The sequence below is a fragment of the Lactobacillus kimbladii genome, from assembly GCF_000970755.1.
GTDB lineage: Bacteria > Bacillota > Bacilli > Lactobacillales > Lactobacillaceae > Lactobacillus > Lactobacillus kimbladii.
Genome location: NZ_KQ034007.1, coordinates 1245545 through 1266677, shown reverse-complemented (window position 1 = coordinate 1266677; position 21133 = coordinate 1245545). Strand labels below are relative to the sequence as shown.

Sequence of the window (21133 nt, the reverse complement as noted above, 5' to 3'; positions counted from 1 at the left end):
CAACTCAGAGAGAAAGCATTATTCTGAAAGCTTTCATTAGCGTTTGCAATCCACTCATTCATACCTAAATTTTGATAATGGGTTAGATTCCGTTAACAATCTATAACGAGATAGTTCATTTTTTGAACTAAATTTTGGGTGGAACCACGTTAATTAACGTCCCAGTGCTTAATTGCACTGGGATTTTTTGTTATAAAAATTTTGGAGGAAATAATGAGTTTTTCGATTACTTTGCCTGACGGCTCAAAAAAAGATTTTACAGACGCTGTTTCAATATCTGATTTAGCACATGGTATTGGTACATCTTTAGGTAAAGCAGCTCTTGGTGCAAAAGTAAATGGTCAAATTGTTGCTTTAGATTACAAGTTAAGCAAAAATGCAGAAGTTGCAATTATTACTGACAGAGATGAAGAGGGCTTAGCAATTCTGCGTGATACTGTTGCATTTGTTCTTGAAGCTGTTGCCAAGAAGGCCTATCCTGAGATTCATTTTGGTGAACATGGAACCGACGACGAAGGTTTTTACGTTGACACTGATAAAGAAAATCAAATAAAAATTAATGAATTACCTGACTTGGAAAAAGCGGTCAAAAAAGTAATTAAAGCGGGAGAAAAAATTGCATCCTGTATGATGTCTAAAGACGAATTGGCCGATATATTCAATGATGATCCTTATAAGAGTGAAATGCTTAAGGCTGAAAAAGGTGACCAAGTTCAAGTATATAAACTGGGAGACTTTATCGATTTTGGCTTTGATGCATTACTGCCTAACACAGGAAAAATTAAGCAATTTAAATTATTGTCAGTTGCCGGTGCCTACTGGAAAGGGCAATCTTCTAATCCTATGCTTCAGAGAATTTCAGGTACTGCTTTCTTTAAAAAAGCAGATTTGGATGCAGATATTAAACGGCGTGAAGAAATTAAAGAGCGAGATCACAGAACAATTGGTCGTGATCTTGATTTATTCTTTGTTGATCCAAAAGTTGGTGCTGGATTGCCCTACTGGATGCCAAAAGGTGCCACAATTCGCCGTGTAGTTGAACGCTATATCATTGATAAAGAAGTCGCTGACGGCTACCAACACGTTTATACTCCAGTTTTAATGAACGTTGATGCTTATAAAACATCAGGCCACTGGGCACACTATCGTGATGACATGTTCCCACCAATGGATATGGGTGACGGTGAAATGCTTGAACTGCGGCCAATGAATTGTCCGTCCCATATTCAAATTTACAAGCATCACATTCGTTCATACCGTGAACTGCCAATTAGAATTGCAGAACTGGGTATGATGCACAGATATGAAAAATCTGGTGCTCTGTCAGGACTGCAACGTGTACGAGAAATGACTTTAAATGACGGTCATACATTTGTGACTTTAGATCAAGTTCAAAGTGAGTTCTCAAAAATCTTGACTCTAATTTTAGATGTTTACAAAGACTTTGACATCACTGATTACTACTTCAGACTTTCCTATCGTGATCCAAAGAATACTAAAAAGTATTTTGCAAATGATGAAATGTGGGAAAGAAGTCAGTCAATGCTGAAAAAGGCTATGGACGATATGGGACTTGACTATGTTGAAGCTGAAGGTGAAGCTGCCTTTTACGGTCCTAAACTTGATATTCAAACTAAAACTGCTTTGGGTGCAGATGAAACAATGTCCACAATTCAACTAGATTTCATGCTTCCTGAGAGATTTAACTTAACCTATGTTGGTCAAGATGGTGAAGAGCACAGACCAGTTATGATTCACCGCGGAATTGTAGGTACTATGGAGCGTTTCATTGCTTACCTGATTGAAATTTACAAGGGTGCTTTTCCAACTTGGCTGGCTCCAGTTCAGGTAGAAATAATTCCAGTAAATTTGGATGCCCATTCAGATTACGCCAAAAAAGTTCGCGATGAACTTAATAAACGTGGTTTTAGAGCCGAAGCAGATCTGCGTAATGAAAAATTAGGTTACAAGATTCGTGAGTCACAAACACAAAAAGTACCATATACTCTTGTTTTAGGTGACAAGGAAATAAAGGACAAGGGAGTTAATGTTCGTCGCTACGGCACTGAAGAAGAAGTAGCCAAGAGCTTTGATGAATTTATCAGTGAAATTAAGCAGGATGTTAAGTCATATTCACGTGAAGAATAATAGAGTAAATGATAGTAAAGATAAGTTTAATTTAATAGATTGCAGGAATAATTTGACAACTTAGACCATATAAATATAAAAAACCGCTAAAATTTGCACGTCGAGTAACAAAATGTAGTGTTGACGGGATGCACTTTTGATTAATTAATCAATTGCTAAAAAAGCTTGGTTTAGATAGTTAAATTAAGACTGCTAAAAAGGAGCAATAATTATGTCAATGGTAGAATTTCATGACGTGCAGAAATTTTATGGCAAATTTCACGCGTTGCATAGTATTAATTTACAAATCGATAAAGGCGAAACTGTTGTTTTAATCGGACCTTCCGGTTCCGGTAAAAGTACGCTTATTAGAACAATAAACCGCTTAGAGTCAATCCAGGGTGGAAAGCTGATAGTTAATAATCAGGATTTGTCCAATCCTAAGACTGATTCAAATAGGTTGCGTCAGGATGTCGGTATGGTTTTCCAGCATTTTAATCTTTATAAAAATAAAAATGTTTTGGAAAATGTCATGCTGGCTCCACGAATTGTCAGCCATATGCCTGAAGCAGAAAATAAAAAGCAGGCAATGCATTTACTTGATATGGTTGGAGTGGCTGATAAAGCCCAAAATATGCCAGCCCAAATATCTGGTGGTCAAAAGCAACGTGTGGCGATTGCTCGATCTTTAGCAATGCATCCTAAATTATTGCTTTTTGATGAACCAACTTCAGCGCTTGATCCAGAGATGATTGATGAAGTTTTACAAGTAATTAAAAAGATTACTTCGTCTAGCGATATGACCTCATTGATCGTGACCCACGAAATGGGCTTTGCCAAAGAAGTTGCCAACCGTGTCATCTTTATGGATCAGGGCCAAATTGTTGAAGATGATGACAGTTCTTCCTTCTTTAAACAGCCGCAAACAGAGCGGGCGCAACAATTTTTAAGCAAGATCATAGCGCATTAAGAGGGGGCAATATCATGAAAAAATTAATATGCTCAATCTCGTTATTTTTGGGAATGTTCCTTTTATCTGCTTGTGGCAACAGTGTCATTGACCAGTCTGCTTTGAAAAATGTGCGCTCGTCCAATACCATTACTTGGGCAGTTGAAGGTGACAAAAAACTTTTTAGTCTAATTGATATTCGAGATGATAGAGAAAAGGGCTTCGATATTGATATGGCCAAAGCTGTTACCAGAGAGATTTTAGGTCCTAAAGGGCAAGCTCGTTTTACTCTTGCCACTTCACAGTCGAGAATACCTTTATTGAAAAATGGTAATGTTGATGCTGTAATTGCCACACTGACAATTACCCCTGAAAGAGCACAAGTAATCAGTTTTTCTAAACCATATTTTCAGGCTGGTAAATCATTTCTTGTTCCTAAAGGGTCAAAAATTAAAAAGCCCAGCGATCTTAATGGGAAAACTGTAATCGGTATTGTTGGCGACAACTCTGTTGAGGCAGTAAAGAAAGTTGCCCCCAGAGCAAAAGTTGTCGCAATGCAGGACTATGGTCAAGCTGTATCAGCTTTGAAATCGCATCAAGGCGACGCTTTGACTAGTGATAATGGTATTTTATATGGTTTAGCTGCACAAAGTCCAGACAGCCTTGAAGTAACAGGAGGAACTTATACTAAAGAACCTTATGGTATTGCGGTAAATAAAAATCAAGAACCTTTTCACAGAGCTATTAATCGAGCGATTGATAAGATTCAAAAGAGTGGAGAATACAATCGCTTAATTAAAAAGTGGTTTGGTCAAGTTCCTGGTTTTAACTATAAGGAGATGTATATTAAATGATTCGTATCTTTAATAATTTTAGTAGTCAACTATTCGCTGGATTCGGCTGGACTATTTTATCAAGCTTGTTAACATTAGTATTTAGCCTGATATTTGGAGTTTTATTAGCTCTTTTAGAGGTTATCCCAAATAAAGTAGCAAATAAGGTCGGTAGGACTTACGTTGAGATATTTCGTAATATCCCGCTATTGATTATCGTAATGTTCTTTTACTTAATAGTTCCAAAATATTTTGTCAAAATAGACGGCTTTACTGCAGGTACAATTGGTTTGTTCTTGTATACCTCAGCATTTATTGCAGAAATAATTCGCTCTGGTATTCAGTCTGTTTCTCAAGGTCAAATGGAAGGTGCTAGATCAACGGGGATGACTTATAAGCAAGCAATGCGCTATATAGTGTTGCCGCAAGCTTTTAAGATTGTCATTCCACCGTTAGGCAATCAATTTGTCAATTTGATCAAAGATTCGTCAATTTTGGCTTTCGTGGCGGGTTTTGATTTAATGTATCAAGCTAATGCAATCGCTTCTGTGACTTTTGATACTTTTAACAGCTATTTTGTAATCGGGGTGCTCTATTTAATAATTACTATGCCGTTAAGTTATTATATGCAACATCTTGAAAAGAAAATGGCCTAGGGAGGCGAGCTAAAATGCAAACATGGATTAATGCCCTATCATGGTTAAACTTCGGTTTTCTATTAAAGGGATTAGCAGTCACATTATTTATTTCAGTTTTTGCAATCGTACTAAGTTTCATTTTAGGGTCGATACTAGGAATAATTCGCTATGCTAAAATTAGATTTATTTCAGCAATTGTCGGCTTCATCATTGACATTGTTAGAAACTTACCTTTATTATTGATTATCTTCTTTACTTATTTTGGCCTGCCCAATATTGGTCTGAGGCCTGGAGCAATTTTGTCAGCGATTATTGCAATGACAATCTTTGAATCCAGCATGATTGCAGAAATTGTGCGCTCAGGTATTCAGTCAGTTGCCGTAGGTCAAATTGAAGGAGCCAGATCTACAGGAATGACATTTGTGCAGGCGTTGTGGCATGTTGTTTTGCCACAGGCATATCGGCACATGATTCCTACCATCATTGGTCAGTTTGTATCTTTGATCAAGGATACGTCATTAGCAACTATCATTGTCGTTCCTGAATTAATGCAGCATGCACAAGTTATTTATGGTCAAAATGCAAACTATATTGTACCAATGTTTGCTGCCTTAACACTTTTGTACTTTATTGTTTGCTTTACTCTATCCGCTATCGGTAATAGACTCAATAAACGTTTAGCATAAATTAAAGCATTGAAAACTAATCTGATTGACACATTCGCAAAAGACGAGTATAATTACGAAAGTTGAGAACAAGAAGAAGCTTCCCGCTTCTCGCCTAAGTTAAGTTGACCTCTGGGCTGATCGATATTTTCTGTTGATTAAGGGCGGGTAAAGTTTACCCGTCTTTTTCTTGTCCTCAGATTAACACGGAGGTGAAGAATTATTCCAAGGAATTTGATATTGAACGATCAAATTCGCGCTCGCGAAGTTCGTTTAATTAATGAAGATGGTGAACAAGTTGGTGTTGTTACTAAAACTGAGGCTTTACGCCAAGCAAGTGTTGCAAATTTAGATTTAGTTCTAATTTCGCCTAATGCCAAGCCACCTGTTGCTCGTATCATGGACTATGGTAAATACCGTTTCCAGCAACAAAAGAAAGTTAAAGAATCTCGGAAAAAGTCTAAAACGGTTAGCGTAAAAGAAATCCGTTTAAGTCCAACGATTGAGGGTAACGATTTTAACACCAAGTTAAAACATGCGCGTAAGTTTATCACCAAGGAAGGTGCTAAAGTCCGCGTTTCGATCAGGTTCAGAGGTCGAGCAATCACTCATAAGGAACTAGGTCGTGAAGTATTGGAAAAAATGGCTGAAGCCACATCTGATATTGCTACTGTAATTAGCAAACCCAAGATGGAAGGCCGTTCAATGTTCTTAATGCTCGCTCCGAAGAGTGACAAAAATAATTAGTTAATTTGGAGGAATTAGAAAAATGCCAAAAATGAAAACCCACCGCGCTTCTGCTAAGCGTTTTAAGAGAACTGCATCTGGTCAATTAAAGCGTCATCACGCTTTTACCGGCCACCGTTTCCACGGCAAGACTAAGAAACAACGTCGTCATTTGAGAAAGGCTGCAATGGTTTCACGCAGCGACTTGAAGCGCATCAAACAGATGCTCTCTCAAATGCGTTAATCAAATATATAAAACGATATTTAGGAGGAATTTTAGATGCCAAGAGTTAAGGGTGGAACAGTTACACGTAAACGTCGTAAAAAGATTATGAAGCTTGCCAAGGGTTACCGTGGCGCAAAGCATATGCAATTTAAGGCTGCAAGTACACAATTATTTGTATCTTATAGATATGCTTTTCGTGACAGAAGAAGACGCAAGAGCGACTTCAGAAAGTTATGGATTGCAAGAATTAATGCTGCAGCAAGACAAAATGATATTTCATATTCTAAGTTAATGCACGGCTTGAAATTAGCTGGTGTTGATATTAACCGTAAGATGTTAGCTGATATTGCTTATAACGATTCAAAGACCTTTGCAAAATTAGCAGAAACTGCTAAAAAGGCTTTAAATTAACCAAAAATGGCGCTTATGGCGCCGTTTTTTTATGTCGAAATTTAGCACTTGCAGTAGAAAATTTGGTATATTAAACTAGTGCAATGATAGATAAGAAGGAAATTGAATGTTATTCAGACCACACTATACAATTGACACGATTTATCATTTAGATATTAAAGTGCTAAAGCAAATAGGTATCAAAGCTGTTTTTTCAGATTTAGACAATACTCTTTTAGCTTGGAATGAGTTCGAAACTGCTGCAAAAATGAATAATCTCAATAAAAAATTAGCTCAAGCTAGTATTAAGTTAGTTGTAATTTCTAATAACAATGCTGAAAGAGTGGGCAAAGTTTTAAATCCTTATCACATTGACTTTGTAGCCAAGTCGAAAAAGCCGTTGCCCTTTGCCATAACTAAAAAAAGAAAGAGTATGGGGTTAAAAAAAGACCAAGTTATGATGGTTGGTGATCAGTTAATCACAGATATACAGGCAGGAAATTTGGCTGGTGTAGAATCCGTATTAGTAAAACCGCTTATTCAAACTGATAAGTGGAATACACGTATTAATCGTTTTTTTGAGAAAATTATTTTTTTCTTTTTAAACCTTTCACACCCAGTTACTTTTAAGGAGACATTAAAAAATGGATGACCAAATTATTTGTATTGGTTGCGGAGCAGTTCTTCAAGCTGATAATGCAGAAGAAGCAGGTTATTTGCCTGCCTCTCGTTTAAAACAGGCGCAAGAAAGTGCAGATGAGGGCAACGATATCTATTGTCAGCGTTGTTTTCGACTGCGCCATTATAATGAAATCATGCCAGTCAAGGCTGACAATGATGATTTTTTAAAATTATTAAATTCCTTGTCAGAGAAGAAAGCTTTAATTGTAAATGTCGTAGACTTATTTGATTTCACCAACTCCTTGCTTTCTGCAATTAAACGCTTTATTGGAAAAAATGATTTTATTCTTGTTGGCAATAAATTTGATCTTTTCCCGCAAAATTCGCGTCAAAGCAAAATAAAGGATTGGATGCGACAAGAAGCCAATCGAATTGGTTTACATCCTAAAAAAATATTTCTGGTAAGTGCAAAAAGCAAGACTAATTTGCCAGAACTAATAGCGTATTTAGATCAAAACTCACATGATCAAGATGTTTATTTTGTAGGAACAACTAATGTAGGTAAATCAACTCTTCTTAATGCAGTTATTGACCAGATGGGTGAAATTCAGAACTTGATTACCACTTCCCGCTTTCCGGGAACAACACTAGATAAAATTGAAATTCCTTTGGCAAATGGTCATTTTTTAGTTGATACGCCGGGTATAATAACGAAAAATCAACTGGCTACGCGTTTGAACGCTCAGGAATTGAGCCTGATTTCACCGCAAAAGCAGCTTAAGCCAGTCACTTTTCAGCTTAATCCAGGTAACACTTTATTCTTAGCTGGATTGGGCAGAGTAGACTATTTAAAAGGTGAGAAAGCAAGTTTTACGGTTTATGCAGCACGAGGATTATATATTCACAGGACTAAAAGGGAAAATGCTGATAGTTTCTATGCCAAACACCTGGGCGAATTGCTTAATCCGCCAGAACAAAGTGCTGAGTTGCCACCTTTAAAAGGAAAGGAATATCATACTAAAGAAAAAAGTGATTTGCTTTTTGGTGGAATAGGTTTTATTACTATCCCTGCAAATTGTTTGGTTAGAATATATACACCAGATCAAATTGGTTTAGGTATTAGACGTGCATTAATTTAGAGGATATAATGATTGCTATTGCTAAGAATTATCAAAAAACGCCAACTGTTGAAGTAGCCGAAGAAAAAATAGAGCCTAAAAAGGGGCGTCAAATCGGTATTTTTGGTGGAACTTTTAATCCAATTCATTTAGGTCATTTAATAGTAGCGGAGCAAGTATTGACTAAACTTCATCTTGATGAAGTTTGGTTTATTCCCACCAATGTTCCTCCATTAAAGGATCGGCCAGTAGTTTCTGCCCAAGATCGTGCAAATATGCTTGAGCTAGGTACTCAGGATAATCCTCGGTTTCAAGTAAAATTATTTGAATTATATCGTGGAGGAGTTTCATATACGGTTGATACTTTAAGATATTTGCGTGAATCTCAACCTGAAAATCATTATTACTTGATTATGGGCAGTGATCAAGTTAATAATTTAGGTGAGTGGAAAGAGCCTACTAAATTGGCTCAACTGGCAACTCTTGTCGGAGTTCAAAGAGCTGGCTATCCCCAAAAAGCTAAATTACCAATGATTTGGGTTGATGTTCCTGCCATTGCAATTAGTTCTAGCCTTGTGAGGCAAACTATTGCGATTGGGGGCTCAATTAGATACCTGGTACCAGATACAGTGAGGAATTATATTCAGAAAAAAGGCTTATATCATGAATGATTTATTTTTCAAAAAAACTTATTCAACTTTATCTAGTGCTGAAATTGTGGCTAAAGAAAAAAGTAATATGACTGAAGACCGTTTTGAGCATTGTATTGGGGTTAGCAAAACTGCTCAAAAATTAGCAGAGTTAAACCACTATGATGAAGATAAAGCCGCATTAGCCGGATTCATACATGATTATGCAAAACAAGTTTCAGTTGAGGATTATCGTGAAGTAATTAAAACTAAGGGCTTTGATCAAGATCTGTTAAATTGGAATCGAAGCATTTGGCATGGTATTGTGGGTACATATTTTATCCAGAGAGATCTGAAAATTACTGATTCAGAAATTTTAACGGCAGTACGCAGGCATACAACGGCCGATGTTGAAATGACGACCTTAGATAAAATTGTATTTATGGCTGATTACATTGAGCCTGGCAGGTCGTTTCCAGGAGTTGAAGAAGCGCGTAAAATAACTTATGCTAATCTTGACAAGGGAGTCGGCTACCAATTAGCACATACTCTTGAATTTTTAATTGAAAAAAGAGATAAAATCTATCCACGTACTTTAGACGCTTATAATGTTTGGGGTATTGAAGAATAAGGAGAAAAATTGACTAGTAAAGAAATATTGGCTTTTACTCTAAAGGCAATTAGTGATCGTCATGGAGAAGATACTGCAGCTTACGACATGCAAGGACATAGTATTTTAGCTGATTATTATGTTGTGACCAGTGCCGGTTCCAACAGACAATTACATGCTATAGCTAATGCTATCATTGATGAAGCTCACAAGGTTAACTATTATGATTATCGCGTTGAAGGCACGAGTGAATCAAATTGGCTTCTGCTCGATTTAGGCGATGTTGTGGTAAACGTTTTTACTGAGGATGCACGTGATTTTTACAATGTTGAAAAACTGTGGGTTAACGGTAAAAAATTAGAATTAAAGGAAGATTAGCAAACAATGAGTGTAGTAGGGATCATTGCGGAATACAATCCCTTCCATAGTGGGCATGAATTTTTAATGAATCAGGCTCGCTATATTGCAGGCAGTAAAGACCCGATCATTGTTGTCATGTCAGGCAATTATGTTCAGCGTGGGGAAATGGCAATTATGGATAAGTGGTCTCGCACCCAAGCAGCGCTTGAAAGTGGTGCTGATTTAGTATTTGAGTTGCCTTTTTCTACTTCGGTTGAACCAGCTGATTTGTTTGCACTTGGCAGTATTGACCAATTGGTCAAACTCGGCGTCACTGACTTAATTTTTGGTGTTGAAGACGCTACACAAAATTATGCTTATTTAGGTAGCAAGATTGCTGAAATCCCACAAAGTCATATGGACTTTAATGATTACAGTCAAACCTATTCAACTCAATATAATCAAATGGTCGCAAGAGAAGTTGGTCATGAAGTTAGTGAGCCCAATGCGATTCTTGCTTTGGCTTATGCTGTTGCTAATCATAATTTGGGCACGCCCTTGGTTTTGCATCCAGTTAATCGGATTGGTGCCGGTCATGATGATGTCTTGCAGAGCAATAAAGTTGTTCAAAGTGCCAGTGCAATTCGAAATATGATTCTCCATAATGAAACTAATTATATTTTAGAGCAATGGCTGCCCAAAAAAGAGGTACAGCTTTTATTTCAACAAAAGAATTATCCAAATTGGAATCTGATGTTTCCGTTTTTGAAGTATAGGTTGGAATCTTCTTCAGTTTCAGAACTGAGAAGAATATACCAAATGAGTGAAGGTCTTGAGTATAAAATGAAACATGAAATTCATGCAGCCCAAACCTTTACGGAATTTTTGCGAAGAGTTAAGTCAAAGCGTTATACATATTCCCGCTTGCGCCGTCTGAGCCTGTATACGCTTTTAAATGTAACTCAGGAAGACATGATTGACAGCTTTAACTATGAATCGCTTCTACTTCTAGGCTACAGCAAACTTGGGAGAAAATATCTTAAAGATATCAGAAAAAAAACATCTGCGAATATTATTTCGAAGGTTGATCAAAAAAATACTAAAAATGGTTCAATGAAATTACAATTACGTGTTGATCGCTTTTTTGAACAACTTATGGCAGTTGATCAAAACTTCGGACAACGTCCGCTGGAGGTCTAAATGTTAACTTTAAATTTTATTCAAATTAAAAATAGTAATGAACCTCTGACCCATATTGAATGCAAGCTTGAATTAACAGAGGAATTTATCAAGCGAGGTCACGGTTTAGTTTATCAGGTTGATAATGTGATAGTCTCAGGTGATGCTTTTTACAATCAACCATATGTTACTGGAGACTTTCAAGTCCAAGCCAGTTTGATTGTTCCTTCCAGCCGCAGTTTGAATCCTGTTGAATTTACTGAAAATTTTCGCTTTAGTGAAAATTATACTGATATGGATGTGGCTAAAGAAAAAATTGATGAAAGTGACATTCCGATCGTAAAAGTAAAAAATGAAGTTATTAACTTGCAAAAAGCAGTTGAAGACAATATTTTACTGCATATCCCAACTACAATTTTGACTGCAGAAGAAAGAGAACAAAATATTTATCCTGAAGGAAAAGGTTGGGCTGTGATTTCAGAGGACGAATTTGCTAAGAAAGAAAAGGAACAAATAAATCCTGCCTTTGCTAAATTAAAAGATTTATTTAAAGAAAATAATGAGAACCACAATTAGTTAAATAAGAATAATTGAATATAATTAGAAATCAGTATTGTTGAAATGCTGGTTTTTAATCTTGTTTTAAAAGCATTTTTAAAGTATGCTTTACTTGTTGACAAGAATAAAATTAAATTAATCAAAATTAAGTTTTAAAAGGATGACGAAAAATGGCAAGAATATTAATTGTTGAAGATGAAAAAAATTTGGCGCGTTTTGTGGAATTGGAATTAAAACATGAAAAATATGATACCGTAGTTGAAAGTAATGGTCGCAAAGCCTTAGATTTGGCTTTGAAAGAAGATTTCGATGCTATTCTGCTAGATCTTATGCTTCCTGATCTTAACGGTTTAGAAATTGCCCGTCGAGTCCGTCAAGTTAAGAGTACACCAATAATTATGATGACTGCACGCGATTCTGTCATTGACCGTGTCTCTGGTCTTGATCATGGAGCTGACGATTATATTGTTAAGCCATTTGCCATTGAAGAACTTTTGGCGCGCTTACGTGCGGTTTTACGCAGAGTAAAAATTGAAAAAGACGCTTCAGATGATTCCGTTGAAAAGAAAGTAGTTAAATTTAAGGATCTTACTATTGAAACTGCAAATAGAATTGTTCGCCGTGGCGATGGTAAAGCCGTTGATTTAACTAAGCGTGAATATAACTTGCTCATGACCTTGATTAAGAATAAGAACAACGTTGTTAGCCGTGATCAGTTGCTCGCAAAAATTTGGGGACCCGGTTCAAATATCGAAACTAACGTTGTCGAAGTTTATGTACGTTATTTACGCAATAAAATAGACGTTCCTGGCAGACAATCATATATCAAGACGGTTCGTGGAACTGGCTACATGGTAAGAGATGAGGATGATGAAAAGAAGTAAAAAGAGAGCACAAAAGGAGACCAAGCACTCATCGCTTATCTTACGGTGGGTAAGTATCGTCGCTTTGACGATTATGGTCTCTTTTATTGTTTTTTCCGTAATAATATATTCATTTGTTGGTCAACAATCGATGGTCCAGCAAAAGGAAACCTCAAATGAGATGGTAAGCAAACTCAATAGTAGTTTGAACAGAATTCCAAATCAATTAGAAATTGCAAATGTTGTTCCTGCATTAACACCATCGACCAGAGAAGTATTAAAAGGCAATCCTCCGATTGGGTCTGACGAACGCAAAAGCAGTGCTTTTAATGACGATTTGTTGTCATCACTAACAAACCCCGATTTGAGCGTAGTCGTTTATAATCTTAGACAAGAGGATGTCTTTGATAATGGTGGCAAAATTTTACCTTTTAAAAAAATAAAAAGTGACTATGAGATGACTCGCGTTAATATGAATCATAAACAAGAGTTAATTACTTATCAAAAGGTTAGAGCTGCTCATTCAGGAAAAGTTACAGGATATATTGTTGTTGCCAATAAAATGACCTACTATAATGGGTTAATGAAAGACCTTTTAAAGTGGATGGTAAGAATTTCTTTAATCGCCATCGTATTTTTTACATTGGTAGCTTATATAATTGTTCGCGACATTGTTAAGCCTGTAAAAGAAATGTCACGAGTTGCTATGGAAGTTAATGATGATCCAAATAGTACAGTGAGAATCAGGGATTTTCACCGTCATGATGAATTGCAAGAATTAGCAGTTTCTTTTAACCAAATGCTAGATCGGATGCAACGTTATATTGATCAGCAAAAAGAATTCGTGGGTGATGTTTCCCATGAGCTCCGCACTCCTGTCGCGGTCATTGAAGGTCATTTAAACATGCTTAAACGCTGGGGCAAGGATGACCCGGAGATTTTGGAAGAATCAATTGATGCTTCTTTACAAGAAGCTAAAAGAATGCAGCATTTAATTCAAGAAATGCTTGATTTAACGCGTGCGGAACAAATTAATGTACAGTACCCTAATGCTGTGACCAAAGTTTCTGAAGTTCTTAAACGGGTCGTTGGTGATATGTCACTCGTTCATAAGGATTTTGTTATCAGACTGGATATGGACGATTTACCTAGCGATACCGAAGTCCAAATTTATCAAGGGCACCTTGAACAATTACTTGTTATTTTAATTGATAACGGTATTAAATATTCTACAGATCGTAAGGAAATCAACGTATCGGCTGGACTATCACAAGATGACGTGCATATTATAGTTCAAGATTTTGGTGAAGGCATTTCTGAAAAGGAACAAAGCAAAATTTTCAATAGATTTTACCGGGTTGATAAAGCCAGAACACGAGAAAAGGGTGGTAACGGTTTAGGTTTATCAATTGCTCAAAAATTAGTTACCAGTTATCATGGAAAAATTAGTGTTGAATCCGTTGAAGGACAAGGTAGTCAGTTTATAATGCAATTTCCGGCACTTTCAAAGGCTCAATCCGAAAAACTACATAAACGTGAACAAGCTGAAAAAGCAAAAAAAGATAAAAAAGAAACTAATTAAAAAAGACCTTTTTAAGTCTGTTGATTATTTGTTCAATGTAATCAAATTTAGACTTAAAAGGTCTTTTAACTTCTGAATTTATAAACTAACAACTAGTGTCGTTTTTGTTGCTTTCCTTTGTTACGATTACGTAACTTTTCGTGCAATTCTTTTGTTTGCTCAGACTGAACCGGAGAAGCCTTTTTAACATTAAGAAGCTCGTCTACTTTTTCTTTTGTTACTACTTCAGTGATAGGTTCACGTTTTAATTCTTCATCAACTTCTTTTTTAACTTTAGGCATAATGATGAAGGATACGATCAATTGCTGGATAACAGAGAAGATGTTACCAGCTGCCCAATATAAAGCAACAGATCCAGAAACCGAGAGGCAGATGAAGAGCGTCATAATAGGATTCATAAGCATCATTGACTGCATTTGCTTTTTTTGCTCCTGCGGTATGCCCACAAGTGAAAGGTAACCTTGTAAGAATGCAAAAATAGTTGCGATAACAGTTACCGCGATCGATCTGCTACTTAATGAAATGCCAAAGAATGAAGAACTGGCCAAGCTTTGTGAGTACATCACTGCATCGTAAATTCCAATCATAATTGGAAACTGGATAATTAATGGCAAACACCCCATTCCACCTGTTAATGATAAGTGGTTACGGGAATAAAGTTCACGCTGCCACCCAGCCAATGTCATTTGTTGGTCCTGGTTGAGATCTTTGCGCTTCATAGTATCCTGGATTAGCTTCATCTGAGGTTGCAGGCGTGCCATTTTTTCTTGTTGGGTAGTTGATTTCTTTTGCTGATTAAGCATTAAAGGCAAGAGAATCATTCTTACTACAAAGGTCATTAGGATAATGGCCCAGCCAGCCCCATTAGCTCCACCGATAATATTAGAGAAGTAGAGCATGATGTTTTGCATGGGTTTGCCGATAAATTTATAGATTGACCCGTATATAAAGCCTGTTGGGGGCTTATTAACTCCACCATTTTGTGCACAAGCAGTCACAAACAGCATGACTGCTAGGCAAACACTAATTAGTCCGATATATTTGCGAAATTTTTTCATTCAATTCACCCAATTATTATTTTTTGCCAATAACTAATATAATACATGAAAACCACTCATTTTGCTTACTTTTGTTAGTTTTTCTTTTTTGATATTTGAAATGCGTGCAAATTGAGAAATATTCTTAGGCAATTCAGCACAAAATTGATTGACTCGGCTTAATTCAGCTTGTAAAGTAATTGTGACAGTTTCATCACTGTTATTGCGAACATTGCCAGTCATCCCCATTTTTTGCGCAAGATTTAATACGCTCCAGCGAAAACCTACACCTTGAACGATACCTGAAACAGTTAATTGCCAAGTTTCTTTTGAATCATTGGTCGGATTGCTTTTTCTTTTGTTCCTGTGCTTGTTAAAAAATCCCATAATAATCCTTCCTAGTCCTGCTTTCTTGATTTTAACATTTTATCAGCTTGAAATTAAAATAATATATTGATGAAGATGAAAGAAGAGATTTAGATGTCAGAACAAATAACTTCCGTAAATAATAAGCTAATAAAAAATTTAACTAAATTAAAACAAAAAAAATATCGACAAGAAAATGGCTTATATATGATTGAAGGCTTTCACTTGGTTACAGAGGCTTTCAAAGCCAAAAAAAGCTACGAGTATCTTTTAGGGACTGAGGAAGCTTTAGCGGAGATCAAAGATATTTTTCCCCAACTAGTGACAAGCCAAAAAACTGTCATAATCAATTTATCCGTTGCTCACCATCTTGCAAGTACAAAAAATTCTCAAAATATTTTTATGGTTTTAAAGATTGGTCAACCTCAAAACTATCATTTTAATTTTGGTAAGTGGGTATTGCTAGATCATCTGGCAGATCCTGGCAATGTGGGAACAATTATCAGAACTGCAGATGCAGCGGGATTTAATGGTGTCGTTTTATCCCCTAAAAGTGTTGACATCTATAATCCCAAGACTCAGCGCGCAATGCAGGGCAGTCAATTCCATATCAATGTAATTACGGAAAACTTATTAACAGTTATAAAAGAAATGCAAGATAATACCATACCAATTTATTCAAGTATGTTAGATAAAAACGCCAAGGAATTACCAGAATTTAAAAAAGTACCGCAAGTTGGTATTGTTATTGGTAACGAAGCACATGGCGTTACTTCAGAGGTAGCAGAAATCTGTGATCAGAAACTATATATTCCTATCAAAGGTCAAGCCGAATCTTTAAACGCTGCTGTGGCTGCGGGCATTATTATTTACTATTTCTCTTAACTCTTAATGCTTGTTTTTAGTAAGTATATTTAATATAATAAAAGGCGAAACAGACACTTTCTTGTGGGAGGGACAGTATCATGCCTCAAGGTATTAAGGACAAAAATTGTGCTGGTTGTGGTGCTCCTAATTATGAGTACTGTAAACATTTTATTAACGCGTTTAAAATTATTGGTAAAAAGTGGAACGGTTTAATTATTAGTTCACTCTGTGCCGGAGATTATATGCGCTTTAAAGACTTAGCACAATGCGTGTTGCCTTGCTCTGACCGTGTTTTAGTTGAAAGATTAAAAGAATTAGAAAAAGAAGATATTGTTAACCGTTCAGTTGATGGTAAAACAAAGATTATTTCTTACAGTCTGACACAAAAGGGTGAAGAATTAAAGCCCGTTTTTGATCAAATTCATGGTTGGGCCGATAAATGGGTCTAATTTGTCTAATCCTCTTGCATGTTTTTTAAAAAAGATATATTCTATTAACTAATTACAAAGAGTAAGACTAGTAGCAGCAATCATTTAGTCAGAGAGACCTTTTTATTGAGCTGAAAGAAAGGTTTAAACGGAACTGTGAATTTCACCTTACTAGTAGAATCTAATCCATTCCGGTATTCACCGTTATCGAAACATGAGTGTGGACATTTTCTGTCCAAACTAGGGTGGTACCGCGAAGCTTCGTCCCTTTTGGGATGAAGCTTTTTTGTTTGATTTGAAAGGAAAAGTTTTATGGACTTATTTGACAGGTTAAAAGAACTGCGTGAAAAAGGTCTTGATGAGATCGATAAGGCTAAAAATGAAGAAAAGTTAAATGACGTTCGCGTTAAATTAACTGGTCGTAAAAGTGAATTGACAACCATTCTTCATTCCATGAAAGATATTGATCCCAGTGATAGACGTGAAGTTGGACAACGAGTTAATAAATTGCGGGATTTGTTTAACGCTAAGCTCGATGATGCTAAAAATGAAATAGTAGCAGCTTTAGTTGAGGAACAACTGGCTAAAGAAAAAATCGATGTTACTTTACCTGGGCGCGAAATGCATCTTGGTACCAAACATCCCATCAATATTATTTTGGATGATCTCGAAAAATATTTTATTGGCATGGGTTATAAAGTAGTGCAAGGGCCAGAGATTGAAACTGATCATTATTGTTTTGAAATGATGAATTTGCCAAAAGACCACCCGGCCAGGGACATGCAAGAAACCTTTTATATAGATTCTGAAGATTTATTACGTTCTCAGACTTCCGGTGATCAAGCTCGCGTATTAGAAAAGCATGATTTTGCCAAGGGTCCTTTAAAGATGGTAGGACCAGGTAAAGTGTATCGCCGTGATGACGATGATGCTACTCACTCACATCAGTTTATGCAAATGGAGGGTCTGGTAGTTGATAAAAATATTACGATGGGTGATTTAAAGGGAACTTTGGAATTAATGGCAAAGCATATTTTTGGCCAAGACCGCGAAACCCGTCTGCGTCCTAGTTACTTTCCTTTTACTGAACCTTCTGTTGAAATGGATGTTTCCTGCTTTAACTGCAATGGCAAGGGCTGTTCAATTTGTAAATATACTGGCTGGATCGAAGTTTTAGGTGCTGGAATGGTTCACCCTAATGTTCTTGAAAATGCTGGAGTTGATGCCAATGTTTATGGTGGCTTTGCCTTTGGCGTGGGGTTAGATCGTTTTGCCATTCTTAAATATGGTATTGATGATATTCGTGATTTCTACACTAACGATGTTCGCTTCTTAGAGCAATTCAGTAAGGAGGAAAGATAATGCTGGTTTCATATAGTTGGTTAAAGGATTTTATTGATTTAGACCAAGATCCTAAGGATTTAGCTGAAAAAATAACACGTACAGGTATTGAAGTAGCCGGTGTCAAGCATCCCGAAGAGGGCATGAAACAGCTAGTTGTTGGTCATATTATTGACTGTGAACCAATTGCTGGCACACACCTGAATCTTACTCATGTTGATGTGGGAGAAGATGAACCTCATCAAATAGTCTGCGGTGCACCTAATGTTGCTGCTGGAGAAGATGTAGTGGTGGCTTTACCTGGCGCTCGGATTGCTGGTAATGTAAAAATCAAAAAAAGCAAATTACGTGGAAATGAATCAAATGGTATGATTTGTGGCTTACAAGAAATAGGATTCCCGGATAACCTAGTACCTGAAAAATATGCTAAAGGTATTTATGTTTTTCCAGAAGATGCTGATGTCAAACCAGGTCAATCCGCATTTGCTCCTTTAGGAATGGATGATTATATTTTTGACTTTGACATTACCCCGAATCGCGCTGATACGTTATCAATGGAAGGCTCAGCTTATGAAGTCGGTGCTATTACTGACACACCTGTCAAAGTTGAAGATATAACTCTCAAGGAAGATGGTCCAGATTGGACTAAGGACTTCACTGTAGATGTTGATCCAGAGCTTGCACCTAAGTTTTATTTACGCAAAATCAGTAATGTGAAAATAGGGGACAGCCCTCTTTGGCTCCAAAGGCGACTTTGGAATGCTGGCATTAGACCCATTAATAATGTTGTTGACGTGACAAATTATATTATGCTCTTAACCGGCCAGCCAATGCACAGTTACGATGCTCGTGCTTTTAAAACAAATAAGTTAGTGGTCAGAAAAGCTGAAAAGAACGAGAAATTGACGCTTTTAAACAATAAAGAAGTTGATCTTGATCCTAATGACATTGTTATCACAAATGGTGAAGAAGTTGTGATGATGGCGGGAGTTATGGGCGGTCTTAATTCTGAAATTGAAGCTGATACTACTGACGTTTTGCTAGAGTCGGCTATTTTTGATTCAACCTTAATTAGAAAAGCAGCTTTGCGTCACGCTAACAGGACAGAAGCTTCTAGTCGTTATGAAAAAGGCGTTAACTGGGATGCAACAACTCGCGCATTAGATATGGCTGCTATGCTTTTACGTAATGATGCTTCTGGAAAAATAAATGAGGGTGTGATTACGGGAAGTTCTCAAAAAAGGCAACCTGTTCAAATTAAAACAACGATTTCTTACATAAATAAAGTTTTGGGCACCGATATTTCTTCAACAGAAATTGCTGCCATTTTTTCCCGTTTGAATTTCAAGGCAGAAATTAATAATGATGAACTAATTGTTGATGTGCCAGCAAGGCGCTGGGATGTAGCTATTCCTGCTGACCTCGTTGAAGAAGTGGGACGTTTATATGGCTATGATAATATCAAATCTACTCAGCCAGTTTTAGCAGAAACGCACGGTGGCTATTCTAAAAAAGAAGAAGCCATTAGGCGCATTAAGAATTTTGTTCAAGGTCAAGGTTTAATAGAAGCTATTTCTTACTCACTAACTTCACTTGAAAAAGCGATTGGCTTTTCCCAAGAACCTAAAAAACCAGTTGAGGTTCAGATGCCATTGAATTCAAATCGTTCAACTTTGAGACAAAACTTAATGACAGGGCTAGTAGACGCAGCAAGCTATAATATGGCTCGCAAGCAAAATCAACTGGCAATTTTTGAGCAAGGACGTGTCTATGATTTCGAAAATAATACTTATAATGAACATGAACATTTAGCTGCACTATATAGCGGTAATGTATATTTTGAAAACTGGCAAAACAATAATGAAAAAATTGATTTCTTTTATGTTAAAGGACAGCTTACCAACTTATTTTTAGCTTTGGGAATTAACACGGATGATGTTGAATACAAGGCTGAAGTAATTATGTATATGCATCCCACCAGGACTGCCGGTATATATATTAAGAACAAATATGTTGGGATGATTGGTATGTTAGATCGCCCTGTGACTCAATCTAATAAAGCTATGAAAGATAGCGAAATTTATGGTTACGAGCTAAATCTTGATGTCATTATTCCATTAATTCTTAATCCACACACTACAGCACAAACAGCGCCAAAATTCCCTGCCGTTGAACGTGACCTTTCAATCTTAGTAGACCAGGAAGTTACTAACCAAGCTGTTGAGGATGTCATCAAAGAAAATGGTGGCAAGTATCTTCATGATTTGCGTATTATCGATGTATATCGCGGGTCTCATATCGCCGAGGATAAAAAGAGTTTTGCATATCGTTTAACTTTCCTGAATGAAAATGATACTTTAACCGATACAATTGTTAATGAAGCGATAACTTCTATTGATTCGAGTCTCGAAAAGCAGCTTAAAGCAGAAATACGCTAATGGTTGACATTAATCGTTAAAGTAATATCATAGATCTTTGCAAAAAGAAATTTAACTTTAAGGAGTGGAAATTTAATGCCTGAAAAATCTTATCCGATGACTGCTGAAGGAAAAGAAAAACTGGAAGCAGAATTAAAAAATCTAAAAGTTGTGAAGCGCCCTGAAGTAATTGAAAGAATTAAAGTTGCTCGTTCTTATGGTGACTTGTCTGAAAACTCTGAATATGACGCTGCTAAAGACGAACAGAGCCATTTAGAAGATCGTATTAGTGTTGTTGAAGAAATGCTTAAGTATGCTCATGTAGTTGACGCTAACTCTAGCGATCCAGATGAAGTTGCAGTGGGTAAAACAGTAACTTATACGGAAGTTGGTGAAGATGAACCAGAAACTTATACTATCGTTGGTAGTGATGAATCTGATCCGATGAATGGTAAGATTTCTAATGATTCGCCAATAGCCCAAGCAATTTTAGGCAAGAAAAAAGGCGAAACAGTAACTATATCAACACCTGGTGGTAAATTTGATGTAGTGATCAATAAAGTAGAGGAATAGTTAGCAGTCTTTACAAAAATGTTTTACTATTTTCGATAAAAAAAAGACCAG

General features: G+C 36.6%; 24 protein-coding genes and 2 other annotated features. Of the genes, 22 read left to right on the top strand and 2 right to left on the bottom strand.

Going from position 1 to position 21133, the window contains the following annotated elements:
• The first annotated feature begins 213 nt into the window (after window positions 1-213).
• The 17 genes from thrS (at window position 214) to JF75_RS06270 (ending at window position 14053) form a co-directional block, all read left to right on the top strand.
• Complete coding sequence (gene thrS / locus JF75_RS06350; RefSeq protein ID WP_046332325.1) at window positions 214-2148, top strand: threonine--tRNA ligase; 1935 nt, start codon at window positions 214-216, stop codon at window positions 2146-2148.
• Window positions 2149-2359: 211 nt separating this feature from the next.
• Window positions 2360-3097 (top strand): amino acid ABC transporter ATP-binding protein, encoded by a 738-nt coding sequence (locus tag JF75_RS06345; RefSeq protein ID WP_046332324.1) that lies wholly within the window; start codon window positions 2360-2362, stop codon window positions 3095-3097.
• Between the two features lie 14 nt (window positions 3098-3111).
• Window positions 3112-3930: a transporter substrate-binding domain-containing protein gene (locus JF75_RS06340; protein WP_046332323.1), complete on the top strand. Its 819-nt coding sequence runs from the start codon at window positions 3112-3114 to the stop codon at window positions 3928-3930.
• Window positions 3927-4565 carry an amino acid ABC transporter permease gene (locus tag JF75_RS06335; RefSeq protein ID WP_046332322.1) on the top strand — a complete coding sequence of 213 codons (639 nt, stop codon included), beginning with the start codon at window positions 3927-3929 and terminating at the stop codon, window positions 4563-4565. Before JF75_RS06340 ends, JF75_RS06335 begins: the two co-directional genes overlap by 4 nt.
• Before the next feature lie 14 nt (window positions 4566-4579).
• Complete coding sequence (locus tag JF75_RS06330; protein WP_046332321.1) at window positions 4580-5233, top strand: amino acid ABC transporter permease; 654 nt, start codon at window positions 4580-4582, stop codon at window positions 5231-5233.
• A gap of 64 nt (window positions 5234-5297) precedes the next feature.
• Window positions 5298-5409: a sequence feature (ribosomal protein L20 leader region), on the top strand.
• Between the two features lie 37 nt (window positions 5410-5446).
• Window positions 5447-5959 carry a translation initiation factor IF-3 gene (gene infC / locus JF75_RS06325; protein WP_034980154.1) on the top strand — a complete coding sequence of 171 codons (513 nt, stop codon included), beginning with the start codon at window positions 5447-5449 and terminating at the stop codon, window positions 5957-5959.
• A 22-nt stretch (window positions 5960-5981) separates the two neighbouring features.
• Complete coding sequence (gene rpmI, locus JF75_RS06320) at window positions 5982-6182, top strand: 50S ribosomal protein L35 (RefSeq protein WP_034980158.1); 201 nt, start codon at window positions 5982-5984, stop codon at window positions 6180-6182.
• Between the two features lie 36 nt (window positions 6183-6218).
• Entirely contained in the window at window positions 6219-6575 is a 357-nt protein-coding gene (gene rplT / locus JF75_RS06315; protein WP_034980161.1) for a 50S ribosomal protein L20, read from the top strand.
• 106 nt (window positions 6576-6681) lie between these two features.
• Complete coding sequence (locus tag JF75_RS06310; RefSeq protein ID WP_045928311.1) at window positions 6682-7206, top strand: YqeG family HAD IIIA-type phosphatase; 525 nt, start codon at window positions 6682-6684, stop codon at window positions 7204-7206.
• Window positions 7199-8314 carry a ribosome biogenesis GTPase YqeH gene (gene yqeH / locus JF75_RS06305; RefSeq protein ID WP_046332320.1) on the top strand — a complete coding sequence of 372 codons (1116 nt, stop codon included), beginning with the start codon at window positions 7199-7201 and terminating at the stop codon, window positions 8312-8314. The genes JF75_RS06310 and yqeH overlap by 8 nt, the downstream gene beginning before the upstream one ends.
• A gap of 8 nt (window positions 8315-8322) precedes the next feature.
• A complete protein-coding gene (locus JF75_RS06300; protein ID WP_045928309.1) occupies window positions 8323-8964 on the top strand; it encodes a nicotinate-nucleotide adenylyltransferase in 642 nt (213 codons plus the stop codon).
• A complete protein-coding gene (gene yqeK, locus JF75_RS06295) occupies window positions 8957-9553 on the top strand; it encodes a bis(5'-nucleosyl)-tetraphosphatase (symmetrical) YqeK (RefSeq protein ID WP_046332319.1) in 597 nt (198 codons plus the stop codon). Before JF75_RS06300 ends, yqeK begins: the two co-directional genes overlap by 8 nt.
• Window positions 9554-9562: 9 nt before the next feature.
• Entirely contained in the window at window positions 9563-9910 is a 348-nt protein-coding gene (gene rsfS, locus JF75_RS06290) for a ribosome silencing factor (protein WP_045928307.1), read from the top strand.
• Between the two features lie 6 nt (window positions 9911-9916).
• A complete protein-coding gene (locus tag JF75_RS06285) occupies window positions 9917-11071 on the top strand; it encodes a nucleotidyltransferase (protein ID WP_046332318.1) in 1155 nt (384 codons plus the stop codon).
• The gene (locus JF75_RS06280) at window positions 11072-11626 is read left to right on the top strand and encodes a DUF177 domain-containing protein (protein ID WP_046332317.1); all 555 of its coding nucleotides are present in this window, start codon (window positions 11072-11074) and stop codon (window positions 11624-11626) included. It abuts the gene before it with no gap.
• Between the two features lie 152 nt (window positions 11627-11778).
• Complete coding sequence (locus JF75_RS06275; protein ID WP_045928304.1) at window positions 11779-12492, top strand: response regulator transcription factor; 714 nt, start codon at window positions 11779-11781, stop codon at window positions 12490-12492.
• Complete coding sequence (locus tag JF75_RS06270; protein WP_141639322.1) at window positions 12470-14053, top strand: HAMP domain-containing sensor histidine kinase; 1584 nt, start codon at window positions 12470-12472, stop codon at window positions 14051-14053. The genes JF75_RS06275 and JF75_RS06270 overlap by 23 nt, the downstream gene beginning before the upstream one ends.
• A 92-nt stretch (window positions 14054-14145) precedes the next feature.
• On the opposite strand, the gene yidC is transcribed toward JF75_RS06270, so the two are convergent.
• Both yidC and JF75_RS06260 read right to left on the bottom strand, forming a co-directional pair.
• Window positions 14146-15111, bottom strand: a complete 966-nt coding sequence (gene yidC, locus JF75_RS06265; protein WP_046332315.1) for a membrane protein insertase YidC — start codon at window positions 15109-15111, stop codon at window positions 14146-14148.
• A gap of 33 nt (window positions 15112-15144) precedes the next feature.
• Window positions 15145-15477: an acylphosphatase gene (locus JF75_RS06260; protein WP_046332314.1), complete on the bottom strand. Its 333-nt coding sequence runs from the start codon at window positions 15475-15477 to the stop codon at window positions 15145-15147.
• 93 nt (window positions 15478-15570) lie between these two features.
• Between JF75_RS06260 and JF75_RS06255 the strand changes: the two genes are divergently transcribed.
• From JF75_RS06255 to greA, 5 genes are all read left to right on the top strand, one after another.
• A complete protein-coding gene (locus tag JF75_RS06255; protein ID WP_046332313.1) occupies window positions 15571-16341 on the top strand; it encodes a TrmH family RNA methyltransferase in 771 nt (256 codons plus the stop codon).
• A gap of 80 nt (window positions 16342-16421) precedes the next feature.
• Window positions 16422-16772, top strand: coding sequence for a winged helix-turn-helix transcriptional regulator (locus JF75_RS06250; protein WP_046332312.1), 351 nt, complete (start codon window positions 16422-16424; stop codon window positions 16770-16772).
• A 48-nt stretch (window positions 16773-16820) separates the two neighbouring features.
• Window positions 16821-17023, top strand: a binding site (T-box leader).
• Between the two features lie 40 nt (window positions 17024-17063).
• Window positions 17064-18113: a phenylalanine--tRNA ligase subunit alpha gene (gene pheS / locus JF75_RS06245; protein WP_046332311.1), complete on the top strand. Its 1050-nt coding sequence runs from the start codon at window positions 17064-17066 to the stop codon at window positions 18111-18113.
• Window positions 18113-20530: a phenylalanine--tRNA ligase subunit beta gene (gene pheT / locus JF75_RS06240; protein ID WP_046332310.1), complete on the top strand. Its 2418-nt coding sequence runs from the start codon at window positions 18113-18115 to the stop codon at window positions 20528-20530. The genes pheS and pheT overlap by 1 nt, the downstream gene beginning before the upstream one ends.
• Window positions 20531-20605: 75 nt before the next feature.
• Entirely contained in the window at window positions 20606-21082 is a 477-nt protein-coding gene (gene greA, locus JF75_RS06235) for a transcription elongation factor GreA (RefSeq protein ID WP_034980198.1), read from the top strand.
• Window positions 21083-21133 lie beyond the last annotated feature (51 nt).